This window comes from Lwoffella lincolnii, assembly GCF_037201985.1.
Lineage (GTDB): Bacteria > Pseudomonadota > Gammaproteobacteria > Pseudomonadales > Moraxellaceae > Psychrobacter > Psychrobacter lincolnii.
Genome location: NZ_CP147511.1, coordinates 1,710,136 through 1,723,208, shown reverse-complemented (window position 1 = coordinate 1,723,208; position 13,073 = coordinate 1,710,136). Strand labels below are relative to the sequence as shown.

Annotated in this window: 9 protein-coding genes; 6 read left to right on the top strand and 3 right to left on the bottom strand. The window is 43.6% G+C overall.

Annotated elements, in window-relative coordinates; all coding sequences use genetic code 11:
• Positions 1-232 precede the first annotated feature (232 nt).
• Positions 233-1,303 carry a hypothetical protein gene (locus tag WDM69_RS07690; RefSeq protein ID WP_411350702.1) on the bottom strand — a complete coding sequence of 357 codons (1,071 nt, stop codon included), beginning with the start codon at positions 1,301-1,303 and terminating at the stop codon, positions 233-235.
• A gap of 307 nt (positions 1,304-1,610) precedes the next feature.
• On the opposite strand from WDM69_RS07690, the gene WDM69_RS07685 reads away from it, so the two are divergent.
• Positions 1,611-2,849, top strand: a complete 1,239-nt coding sequence (locus WDM69_RS07685; protein ID WP_078307870.1) for a lipoprotein-releasing ABC transporter permease subunit — start codon at positions 1,611-1,613, stop codon at positions 2,847-2,849.
• Positions 2,850-3,016: 167 nt separating this feature from the next.
• A complete protein-coding gene (gene lolD, locus WDM69_RS07680) occupies positions 3,017-3,721 on the top strand; it encodes a lipoprotein-releasing ABC transporter ATP-binding protein LolD (RefSeq protein WP_078307871.1) in 705 nt (234 codons plus the stop codon).
• 89 nt (positions 3,722-3,810) lie between these two features.
• Here the strand turns inward: lolD and WDM69_RS07675 are convergent, their stop codons facing one another.
• A complete protein-coding gene (locus tag WDM69_RS07675) occupies positions 3,811-4,395 on the bottom strand; it encodes a DUF2062 domain-containing protein (RefSeq protein WP_338755259.1) in 585 nt (194 codons plus the stop codon).
• A 218-nt stretch (positions 4,396-4,613) separates the two neighbouring features.
• Between WDM69_RS07675 and WDM69_RS07670 the strand changes: the two genes are divergently transcribed.
• From WDM69_RS07670 to WDM69_RS07655, 4 genes are all read left to right on the top strand, one after another.
• A complete protein-coding gene (locus WDM69_RS07670; RefSeq protein WP_338755258.1) occupies positions 4,614-7,907 on the top strand; it encodes a ComEC/Rec2 family competence protein in 3,294 nt (1,097 codons plus the stop codon).
• 204 nt (positions 7,908-8,111) lie between these two features.
• The gene (gene sppA / locus WDM69_RS07665; RefSeq protein ID WP_338755257.1) at positions 8,112-9,158 is read left to right on the top strand and encodes a signal peptide peptidase SppA; all 1,047 of its coding nucleotides are present in this window, start codon (positions 8,112-8,114) and stop codon (positions 9,156-9,158) included.
• A gap of 76 nt (positions 9,159-9,234) precedes the next feature.
• A complete protein-coding gene (locus WDM69_RS07660; RefSeq protein WP_338755256.1) occupies positions 9,235-10,437 on the top strand; it encodes an alpha/beta fold hydrolase in 1,203 nt (400 codons plus the stop codon).
• 185 nt (positions 10,438-10,622) lie between these two features.
• Entirely contained in the window at positions 10,623-11,438 is an 816-nt protein-coding gene (locus WDM69_RS07655; RefSeq protein ID WP_078307878.1) for a CPBP family intramembrane glutamic endopeptidase, read from the top strand.
• Positions 11,439-11,542: 104 nt separating this feature from the next.
• Here WDM69_RS07655 and WDM69_RS07650 read toward each other — a convergent pair whose 3' ends face one another.
• Positions 11,543-13,051 (bottom strand): alanine/glycine:cation symporter family protein, encoded by a 1,509-nt coding sequence (locus WDM69_RS07650; RefSeq protein ID WP_338755255.1) that lies wholly within the window; start codon positions 13,049-13,051, stop codon positions 11,543-11,545.
• Between the last annotated feature and the right edge of the window lie 22 nt (positions 13,052-13,073).

Genomic DNA, 13,073 nt, shown 5'->3' with positions numbered 1-13,073 from the left:
AAGCGTTTAGTGAATGAAAAGTGAATGAAATAAGCAAGTAGGGATACTTTAACCGATTTTTTACATGAATAAAAATGATTTAAAATCATATTAAGATGAATAAAATTCATGATATATGAGGAATGGGTCGTTTAGGGACACACGTTAACATCATCTGCTTGGCATTTTTTAATCCATGCGGTCATCTTATCAACCGATATTGAATAAGGTTGGGTGATTGTTGCCTTATTGATTATTGATTGTCAGCATAGATGGCCGCTTGTAGCCAAATGTTGGCTTGAATGTAGTCATGAACGGCGATGGCATCAGTCTTAGCGGTTTTTGGTGTTGCCATACGCACCACAAAAGGTTGGCTGTCTGGCTCACGCAATATCACCACGTCAAACAAAGTTACCGTAATGTCAAAAAATGCACTGTCTTGCTTGCCAAGCACTTGTCCTTGACACCAAGCTTCATCTTCTTGTCCTAAGGTATCACCAAATAAATACGCACACATATGCCCCAAGTTAATCTCAATGGGGGCAAGCGTGTCCGTGTTATCGTCAGGTTGCCATTGGCGGATTAACTCGTCTATGTTGTTAGGTGTTTGTCCGCCATGGTTTGCCACGATGTCATTAAAGGCACGGTGATAATGAATGGCTTTGGGGTCATCAACGATGATGACTTCATCTTGCTTGCTTACGGTGATGTGGTAAGCCCATGCACTTAGGTTGACAAAATAGCTGGTGTCTTCTCGATATAAGTCGGCATTGATGGCATGCAGTTGGTCATGGGCATAAATGATGGTGTCATCAGCACGCAGACACAATATCGCATCTAGCTGGCTGTCGTTGATGATGATGTGTTCGATGTGGCATTGCAGACCGTATGGGCTGTTGACACAAGGAAAGGCGTTAACTAAGTCAGTGGGTTTGCCGTTGTTTAATTTTAATATTTGATTGACATGCACAGGTTGGTTGCCACTGATTAACAGATATGGGCTTGTTTTTGGGTTGGGGGATTGTGTGTTTAACCCCAGTGGTAAGGTGGCGGTGTCAATCATGGCTTGTAGCCAGTCAGAGACTTGGGCAGAGATGTTTTTTTGGTCTTTGGTTTTAGACGTTTGGGCATGGGTGGCTGGCGTGTTGTTTGGTAAATTGACTGATGAATCGCTTAATGAGCGGTCGACTGCATCAGTTAAAATGCCCCAATGTTGGGCGTGTCCTGCGTATTGTTCGCTGTTGATGGGGATTTTTTTTGGGGGTTGATGACTGTGATTGCTTTTATCTTGATGATTGCTTTGATGTTGATAACGCATGGTCATGGTGTTTGGCTTCGCTTGTTGTTTGCAGTTGTTTGTGAAAATGTTGTTTATGTGTTGTGAATTAGCAGAGTTAGCATACACCATTTACCATCAGACGCAAGCATTAAGCGGATAAATCATGACATTTAAAGTCAGTTGTGGGTGAGATGCCAGATTTTTTGTTTTTTTTTCATAAAATTTGCTTTTTTTCATAAAAATTGTCGTCAAACACTGGCTAATCACAGAATTAATTGGCATTAAAGGGGGTATTTGTGTCAAACTAACCCTCTTTTAATCATGATTTTTATGACAGAATAGGTTTGTCGGCATGTTTCGACCTTTGGCATTGTTTATTGGTTTGCGTTACACACGAGCAGAACGCAGTAACCGTTTTATTTCTTTTATTTCACTGATTTCGGTGATTGGGCTGACCTTGGGCGTGGCGGTACTGATTACGGTGCTGTCAGTGATGAATGGCTTTGATAGAGAGATTAAAAGTCGTATTTTGGGCATGGTGCCACAAGCGACCGTACAGTCAATGCAAATCCTGCCAGATTGGCAATCTTTGGCAGAGAACATCAAACACCAAGACAGCAAAATCAGCGATGTTGCTCCCTTTATTAACTTGCAAGGCATGCTAACTGCCAACGGTCAAGTGGCTGGGGTGGTGGTAACAGGAGTCGTCCCAGAATACGAAAAAAAGGTCTCCATCATCGGCGAGCATATGACCCAAGGCAGTATTGATAATCTGCAAGCAGGCGAATTTGGCATTGTGCTGGGGGAAGATTTGGCTTGGTCATTGGGCTTGAATATGGGTGATAAAATCACTTTGGTGTTACCAGAAGCATCGCCATCACCTGCTGGCGTGATTCCTAGATTTAAGCGGTTTACCTTGGTCGGTACTTATGACATCAGTAAAGAGGTCAATACCATGGTGGCATACATTCCCATGAATGATGCTGCTAAGTTGTTGCGTCTGCCAGATGGGGCTCAAGGCATTCGCATGCGTCTTAATGACATCTTTTCTGCCCCACGAGTGGCACAGCAAGCGGTACAACTTGATCCAGAACGGCTGATTCCAAGCGATTGGACACAAACTCATGGCAATCTGTTTAGTGCCATTCAGATGGAAAAAGCCATGATTGGTTTGTTGTTATTCTTGATTGTGATTGTTGCTGCTTTTAATATTGTCTCAAGCCTTGTGATGATGGTTACCGATAAAAAGTCAGACATTGCGATTTTAAAAACTTTTGGGGCAACACCCAAACTCATCACACAGGTGTTTATGGTACAAGGCATGATTATTGGGGTCATTGGTACGGCACTTGGTACGGTGATTGGGGTGGTGTTTGCGTTATCCATCAGCGATGTGTTGGGTTATGTCAATCAAGCATTTAATTTGCATTTGTTTGACGTATATCCTGTTAATTATTTGCCGTCCTATGTTAAGGTCAGCGATGTGCTGGTGATTACAGGTTCGTCATTTTTGTTGTGTTTTTTAATGACCATTTATCCTGCCAAACGTGCTGCCAAAATCCAACCTGCCCAGACTTTGCGTTATGAATAATGGTTAATCACAATCCTTAAAGCGAGTTGCTTAAAGTGAATTCTAACAGTCATTGCAGTTTTAACCATGATTGATTGAGGCTTTAACAGTTATTGAAGTTTTAACAGTTATTGAAAAACACCCATTGAAATTTTAACACCCATTGAAATAGCCAAACAGACATCACCATGAACGAGACACAAAACACCCCAAATAATGCCATTTTAGTCGCCAAAAATATCAGCAAAACCTATGATGAAGGGGCAGTCAAAACTCACGTGTTAAGTGAGCTAAGCTTAACCATTCATGCAGGTGAAAAGGTCGCCATTGTTGGCACAAGTGGCTCTGGCAAAAGCACTTTACTGCATCTATTAGGCGGTTTAGATACCCCAACCACAGGTGAAGTATGGTTACAAGGGCAATGCCTTAATCAGATGAATGAGACCCAACGGGGGCATATGCGTAACCAGCATTTGGGCTTTATTTATCAGTTTCATCATTTGCTTGCAGAGTTTGATGCCATCGAAAATGTTGCCATGCCCTTGCTGATGCGTCCTAAAATCAGTCTTGGCGATGCCAAAGAGCAGGCGGTCGCCATTTTAAAAAAAGTGGGGCTGGGTCATCGCCTTGAGCATCGACCAGGTGAGCTGTCTGGCGGTGAACGACAACGGGTGGCGATTGCTCGTGCCTTGGTAACTAAGCCTGCTTTAATACTGGCGGACGAGCCTACGGGTAATTTGGACTATGACAATGCCCACAGTGTGTTTGCATTATTGGCTGAGTTACAACAGACTTTGCAAACGTCGCTTTTAATGGTAACCCATGACCGTCAATTAGCATCACAGGCAGACCGACAGTTGACTTTAAAAAATGGACAATGGGACAACAGCTAAAGACAAAGACCGTGGTCTAAAAACCATGGCTTAAAAACTGATAGTTAGTAACCATGTTTTATCTGTGTTTATTTAGGGTTTATGCTTATTTAGTATTTGTGTTTATCTAGTAAATGTGCAGGGCGATGACCATGGCGTTTTTGCCATGTGCGAATGATTTTATATTGCCAAAAAAAGCGAAAGGTCAATCCACACACCACGCTTGTGATGACTGCCAATATCAAAAGCCCCAAACAAAATGCTGACAGTGAAAAGACGTGCTGATAGGTTATAAACGGATTGACCCCATCAGCAAATATCCATAAACTCAAATCTGACAGCATATGCCCGATTTGACGAAAACCGATAATCTGCTTACCCAATATTTTTGCCCCCACATAATAGCTGGCATAGAAGACAGGAATGGTGGTGATGGGGTTGGTAATCCATGTTAAGGCAACCGCAAATGGCACGTTGGCACGAAAGTATAAGGAGAATATCAATGCCACCAATGTTTGCCCTGGCAGTGGAAAAAACGCACTCATGACCCCGACATATACCGCTTTATTGAGACAACGACGGTTAAAATGCCATAGCCTTGGATCAGATAAATAATGGGCAAAGGGCTGTAATCCCTTGGTTTGCATGATTTGTTCTGGGGTTGGTAACCAGTTTTTTAGTTTTTTGGTTGGCACAATGGATTACTCGGTCATGAAACGTTGCTAAAACACCAACGAATCAAAAACAAAAAATAAAACACAACAAAAGGATAAAAAATGGGATAAAACGCCAATAACTGATGACTGGTGCTAGCATAACCACAAACCCATGAATTGGCAAGTTCATCAGTCATCTGTGGCAACTGATTGATATTCTTCACATAACAAATAAAAGATGATAAAGGCTCATAAAGATGAAAATTTGGTTATGGTCTTTGCTATTGATGGTATGGTTGTTGGTATTGCTTGAAAGTTTGAGCAGTCAATGGATTGACCTTAAAGATACCGTGTTATCTCAGATGGCAATGTCTGGTATGTGGTATGTGTTTTGTTATGTGTTGTTGATTTTGGCGTGGCAGTTATGGCGGTTTGGGCAATCGCATCAACGCAAACAGCAATTTAGACAGGGGCAGTTTAAGCAGCTGCAACTCAAACAGCCAGTCAATCCGTCACATTTAACCGTTGGCAATAAGAACAGCAATGGGCTTGTGACTATGGTCAACGTCATCAGCGTGATGTTGCTGTTTATTGGTATCAGTTTGCATGGCTTGTTACAGTATCACTCTCATACAGCCAATCAGCTGACCCAAATGGTTCAGGTGATTGCTCATATTCGCATTGATGGTTTAAGCGATGGGGTAGCAGATACTCGCTATCAAAGTCATTATGCTCAAACAGCCACCATTGTTCATGCCATGCCTTTATCCGCCCAAGCAACATCTACTCAAGCAATATCTACTCAAGCAACATCTACCCAGCCAACTGGGGTCAGCTCACAAGATGGCATGGCCAAGACTGCTCATGTGTCTTTTATTGCCAACCCCTATCATCACAATGACCACAGCCAACCAGCGGATATTGACACTGATACTGACATTATCAATGATGCTGCAACTGACATCAGCATCAAGACAGAAGCCCATCTTAATGCTCCCATGAACACTTTGGTTGGTTCGCAAGTGCTGATTTCTGCCATGAATCAGTCATTGGCAAATGGGCAGATTGAAGCATTGTTTGTCTCACAACCCTCTAAGACCTCCACGGGCCAACCCACCATTAGACAAGTGCCTTTGGATTCCCTGGTAGATGGACAAGAACTGATTGTGCCATTGTTGCTGCAACCACTGCCTAATCATCAGTCCAAGCAAGTGGGATTTAATGGCCGTCGTTGGCTGACAACAAGAGGCATACAAGCACAAGCAAAATGGCTACCGATGAATAACCATCAGTGGCATGAGCAAGCACAAATGATGTACCAGATGATGCCTCATGTTAAAACACATGCGGTCGCATCTAACACCCTTTGGCAACAGATGATGGGACGGTTAACTTTACTTCGGTGGCAATTACGTCAGCACTTTATGCAATTTGACGCCAGCACACCAGCACAACAGCAAGCTCAGGCAGTTGCTTTAAGCTTACTGACTGGTGATAGGGCATTGATTAATAAGTCAACCAAACACTTATATCAGCTTGCTGGCATTTCACATTTATTGGCGATATCAGGGACACATGTGTTGTTTTTGGCAATTGTGTTTGCCAGTGTGGCAATGGCAGGCATTGAACGGTTTGCGGTTGGGGCATATGACCATATGCCACGTTGGCAATGGCGTTGGGGGTTGACGGTAGGCATGGCGGCCTTGTATGCGCTGTTTACAGGTTTTGATGTGCCAGCTGCTCGCACATTATGGATGTTGTTGGCAGTGGGGATTGCCAGATGGCTGTTGTTGCCGATAAGTGGTCTACAAGTGGTGATGCTGGTGGCGGCAGTGATGGTGTGGTTTAATCCTTTGGTGCTATGGCAGGCAGGATTTTGGTTGTCCTTTATGGCGGTCATGCTGTTAATTGGTTATGAGCAGGCGTTCATGGCTAATATAAAATCAACGTCTGGCGATAATTTTAGTGCTAATAATAATGATGGCGATAATAAAGCCAAAACATTTCAGCAACTGAAGCAATTTGTGTTGTTACAACTTTGGATATTTGTGACTTTATTGCCACTGAGTTTGTGGATATTTGGCAAGGTATCACTTTGGGGTGTGTTGGTGAATATGTTTGCCATTGGGTTATATGGCTGGGTAATTGTGCCATGCAATTTGTTGGCAGGGTTACTGTATCTGCTATCGCCCACATTGGCAAACATGCTTTGGGCAGGGGTGATTGGTTTACTCACACACTTGCATGACAGTTTGGCATGGATAACAGGCGCAAACATCGGTGATGGTGAGTCAGATGCGATGTCATCGGCTTGGCTTTATTATGACGTTAGCCTTGGTGTTTTGGTACTGGTGATACTGGCATTATGGCTGGTGGTGTTTTTTAAAGGTCATCATGGATTAAGGGCTTGGACATGCTTATCATTGAGTGCAATCGTGATGCTGACTGTGTTTCCAAATGTGTTTTTATCGTCTAAAACATTGACATCATTGAGCGTGATTCAAACCGATGACCGACAACAAAAATCTGACCCCGCCATACTGACATTATTGGCGTTGGGAGAGAACATGAATCGTCAAGGGGTGCGTGCGTCTTTGTTACACATACCTAAAAACCAAAATTACGATGTACAAAACTGGTTAATATTGTCGCAAGTTAATCAAAAAGACATTGCCTTAAAAGACTTACAAAAGACAACAAACAATGCTTTATTAAACAAAGATTGGCCTAATAAACAAAGACATCACGTTACCAATGACACACTGATGAATGGGCTAAAAGAAAATTTGGCCGCCAAACGCATCACACGGCTAACAGGCATCATCGTACAAAATCCCGATAAGCAACTTGCCATACTCACCGCTCGCCTAAGTCATGACATACCAGTGCAATATTGGTGGCAAGCAGGCAATGGTGCATTTTTGCGACAACTTACCCAGCTTGAACCAACCGCCACATCACCAATCAGTTGTCAAGTGCAAATGCCCAACAACAATGCCCTAAACAACAATACCCTAAACAGCAATGGTTTCGTCAGTACAGCCATACAAGCAGTCAGTGGATTTGCCAAAATTGATGACCCCAGTGTCTGGACATGCTCGCTGTTACTTAAATTTGAAACAGGCATTGTGGTACAGAGTGAGTACCCAACCCACATGCTCAGTGGTGGCAAACAGCAGGCAGATAATTTGGCACAAATATCGTCTGGCACATCGCTTAGTCCTGTGTATCAGCAAGTATTTTTAGATGGTGGCATGGGGGTGCGACAATGGCGACTGTGGCACACGTGGTGTTCTGAGCAGTCGCTTGTGTCGTCACATTTCACATCATCGCCCACATCATCACCTGCATCTGCTCTTTGGCTGTTGTCTCACCATAGCCCATTACCCAGTTTGATGAACGATGACCATCTGATAAATGAGCTACAAGACAGAATGGGCAAGCCTGATGCGGTGCAATTGTCTGATTCGTCCGAACAAAAATCTGCACAATCCCAGCAGTGGCTATGGCAGATGACCAGCCTACTTAACAAGATGAATAATCAAAATTAAAGACAAACATGAAAAACAAACATTAAAAATAAGCATCAAAAAAACTTAAAAAATCAAAAAACTCCCAAGCAATGCTTGGTAATGTAAATCATACAAACATTCAGCAAATTGCTTATTCTCAATGTTACAATATGCCGTTATTTTTTTTGTATTAAGTGTTTCTTGTGTTAAAAATTTATTGATTGTAAAAAAATAGGAAACGGTATGAACTGGCCGCCAGACCCAAACAAAAAAGCAACCAACCAACCTGTCATCAGCTCACAAATGGCACATGAGCCGACAGGACAGGAATGGAAATTACTTGAAAAAACCCTAATGGCAAGCATCGAAGAACAACGCCGAGCTCGCCGTTGGAATATATTTTTTAAGCTATTAACTTTTGGCTATTTGATTTTGATATTTTTAATCATGGGGCGTGGATGTGCCACCCAGCCAGGTGGTGGCTTAGAAGCGGTGAGTACCACCGAACCACATTTGGCGGTGGTGGATGTGCAAGGGACAATCAGTGCAAGCTCTGATGCCAATGCCGAAGATGTCAGCGATGCCCTCAGACAAGCTTTTAGTACTGAAAGTGCCAAAGCAGTGGCATTAAACATCAATTCACCCGGTGGCTCACCTGTACAATCTGATGAAATTTGGCAAACCATGATGGATTTGCGTCAAGAATACCCTGACAAAAAACTCTATGCCGTCATTGGTGATATTGGGGCATCAGGTGCGTATTATATCGCTTCTGCCGCTGATGAAATTTATGTGAATCCATCAAGCTTGGTCGGTTCTATCGGGGTTATCATGCCTAACTATGACATTCAAGGTTTAATGGATAAAATGGGTGTCAAAGACCGCACCATGCACGCAGGCGAGTATAAAGACATTTTAAGCTTAAGCCGTCCGATGACCGAGTTTGAACAACAACACATCAATAGCGTACTTGCCAATACGCATCAACACTTTATTGATGCAGTCAAGCAAGGTCGTGGTGAGCGACTCAAAAATCCTGAAGAAAATCAGCTATTTTCAGGGTTATTTTGGACAGGTGAACAAGCCATTACTTTAGGACTGGCGGATAAAAAGGGCGGTCTGTCTCAGCTGGAAAAACAGCTTGAGCTAGACACCACAGTCAATTACACCCCCATTGACCCCATGCGTGCATTTTTGGACCATTTTGCAGTAAAAATGGGTTCAGGGCTGGGCAGTGCTTTAAATCTAAAAATCTTGCCACAAGAGCAAAACCAAACTGAGCTAAGGTAAGTATGAGCTAAAGTAAGCATAAGGCAGCTTGCCAATTGCCAGTTATCAATGATTTAAATGGCCATCAAGGGAATTTATGCTAACAGAGCAATCAGTAGAACACCCTAATTTGCAAACCAATCCACAACAAAAGGGGCAAAAAAATACGTTTGCCCCGACTCTATATCACCCTAAAACATATCACCCTAAAACCTTGCATCACCCTAAAAAATGCCAAGCCAATGCAACAGATGGCAGTTGTTTTGATATGGGTGATGCTGATGCCATTAGCAAGTCAGCAAACCACGCACCACAAAACTGCGTCTCTCAACCGTGCGTCTCTCAACTGACAGGCAAGCCCATTTTGCACTTCACCCATGCCAATGGCATTCCTAGCCAAGTATATGAGCCGTTGTTCGAGATTTGGTCAGAGCATTTTACCGTGGTGTATATTCCCCATTTTGCGGCCACAGCTGGTTATGCGGTGGATAACCATTGGCAAAACCTCACCCAACAAATCATCGACAGTGTGGCTTCGGCATGTCGCACCCATGGCGTTCGCCAAGTGGTGGCTGTTGGGCATTCGCTTGGCTCTTTGTGTACATTAAAGGCAGTGTACCAAGCTCCAGAACAGTTTGCTCAAGCGGTGTTGATGGACCCACCTTTGATTTATGGACATAAAAGCTTGGCGTGGCATCTTGCTAAGCAAGCTGATAAAGTCTTGCTGTGTCTTGATGACCATAGGCGACTTGCCATCGCCACACTTGCCACCACCACAACTGACACAACCAACACGCATGGGTTGGTTTTGAGCTGGGCAGAGAGTTGGTTAAAAAAAATACCCAAACCTTATCACTTTATGGACAAACTATCACCGTCAGGTTTGTCAAAACGGCGGCGAGATGTGTGGGCAAGCCGTGATGATGCACGCCAATCACTTAAAGATAACCCATTTTTTAGTGCCTTTGACCCCATGTGTTTTGATAATTATATTCAGTACGGTCTGACAGACACTTTTGATGGACAAGTCACTTTAACCATACCAAAAGCCAATGAAGTGGCGGTATTTCGCTCCAACCCATCGTGGTTTTGGCTCACGCCCAATCATGCCCCAAATCGAGCGGTGAGTATTTTAGCAGGAGAAGACAGCCCTTTTGTTAAAAATCATTTTTATCAAAAACTACAACAACGTCTTGGCATTGTCCATGAATTGACTCAAGGAGGGCATATGTTTCCACTGATGTATCCAACCGCCACCGCTGTCAAGGTGCTTGACATCATCGCCAAACAAGGTGCTTAATATCATCATCAAATGACCATCAATGCCATCACATGAGTGTGTCATACTTTTTTGGTCATGCTCTTTTGGTCATGGTTTTGTGGTTATGGTTTTCAATGTCAGTTTAAATATTTGCCAAACATAATCATCGCAACTGCTGGCTTGCTCAGCGGCCTTTTTTTAATTGAATTTGCTTGAGTTTGCCCATGCCTCACCAACCAAAGCCCCACCAGCCAAAATCAATCACTCAGCGTCTTATTTGGCCAAATTGGGCAACATTTTTTGCCCTGCCCAAACTATATGGTAAAACCACCAGTGCATTTTTATTGCTATTTTTGTTGTTGGCATTCTTTGTGGTGCAACTCATCAGTGTGGTTTTGGCATTGCCGTTTTTGCCCGATGAACTTACCACAAGTCATGTGGATATTTTTATTAAGTTTTTAATGGCAGCGGATAATGGCACGACGTTGGCGGTTTCGGTGGTGTTTAATGCCATTTTTTTAATTGGGCTATGCTGGCTGACCATCAAAGCCCAAGGGGGTGATGTGGGGCATTTTTTATCTCTTAATCATCTGCCAAAGTGGCGTTGGGTAGGCATGTTTGTCAGTGTGTTGATGGTGTTTGTGCTGATAAGTGAGACATTCAGTCAATGGCTTGGAATAGATGCCCTTGAATTTATGCGTCCCTTGTATGACAGTGCCAATCCTAAATGGTTGCTAATCTTATCGGTTACTGTGCTTGCCCCCATTTATGAAGAAGTGCTGTTTCGTGGGGTAATGTGGTCGTTAGTCGCTCAGCAATTTGCCAAGCCAGTGCATGCGTTTTGCACAGCAAGCTTGGTCAGCAGTGTGCTGTTTGCTGTGGTGCATTTGCAATATGATGTGTATGGTATGGTAACCATTTTTATGCTTGCCTTGCTATTTAGTTTGGCCAGAGTGATGTCCGCCAGCTTATGGTTGCCGATTTTATTGCATATTTGTAACAATAGCCTGAGCATGTATCAATTGACACACAGCTTATAAGCTGCCATAAAAAATCCCCCATCAACCGATAAGGGATTTTTTGTGAACTTAACCGTTTGAGTTGTCTTAATGTCAATCTTTTAATATCAATCTCTTAGTGCCAATCACTGGCGATTGCGGTTACGCTCTTCCCAATAAGGGGCATTCTTAATGCCGAATTTAGCAGGGTCAAAGGTGAAATGCTTCACACCTGCTTTTAATTGAGATTCATAATCTTTTAAGATGTCCATGGCAGGGCGTGCCACAAAGAAAATAATCAAAATACCCACAATATTTAACCACGCCATCAGACCAACGCCCACATCGCCCATGTTCCAAATGTAGCCAGCACTGTTTAGACCACCATAGGCGACCATCATCATGATGAGGATTTTGACCAACATCAAGCCATTTTTATGAGCCGAACGACCCAAAAAGCGTGTCAAATAGGTGATGTTCACTTCAGCGATGTAGTAATAAGCCAAAATGGTGGTGAACGCAAAGAAAAAAATGGCAATGGCAACAAACGTATCACCAAAAGTACCAAAAGAGGCTTCCATTGCCAGCTGAGTAAAAGCAGGCGAGTTGATTTCAGTTGTGGCATCCACATGTTGAACGATAAAATTACCGCTCTCAAGCGTGCCTTGAATGTTATAAGTGTTCATGGTCAAAATCATAAATGCGGTGGCAGAACACACCAATAAGGTATCCACATACACCGAAAATGCCTGTACCAACCCTTGTTGTGCAGGGTGGTCAACTTCAGCAGCACCAGCAGCGTGTGGACCTGTGCCTTGCCCTGCTTCGTTAGAGTAGATGCCACGCTTGACCCCCCAACCAATGGCAGCACCAAACCCTGCTTGTGCCGTGAACGCATCGCTGATGATGCTGCCAAACACAGTGGGTATCATATGAAAATTCATCACCATGATGATAAGGGCAAGGGCGATATAGCCAAGTGCCATAAAGGGAACAACAAATTCAGTAAAGTTGGCAATGCGTTTGATGCCACCAAAGATGATGACTCCCAACACCAACAAAATCACCCCCAACGCCATTAAGCGTATTGTGCCAACATCATTGCCCATGATTGTCATCATCGTGCCATCGCCCATGACTTGAGTCACCGCATTCACCACACCGTTGGCTTGCACCCCCGGTAAAAAGATGCCACAAGAGATGATGGACGCAATGGCAAATAAAACACCGTACCACTTCTGCCCCAATGCCCTTTCAAAATAATACGCAGGACCCCCACGGTACTGTCCTGTCAGCTCGTCTTTTTCTTTATAAATCTGTGCCAACGTGGACTCAGCATAGGCGGTTGATGCACCCAAAAATGCCACTATCCACATCCAAAACACCGCACCTGGGCCACCAAAACCAATGGCAGCAGCAACCCCAGCGATATTGCCCATGCCCACACGACCAGCAAGCGATACCGCCAATGCTTGAAACGATGAAATGCCCGAAGAGCTTGACTGGCCGCTAAACAATAAGCGAAGCATCTCACCAAACAAGCGAACTTGGACAAATCTGGTTAAAATAGAATAAAACAGACCAGCGCCCAAGCAAAGATAAATCAAAGCTGGACTCCAGATGATGCCATTTAAGGCATTGATTAAACCTTCCATAATTGATGTCCTTATCTGATAA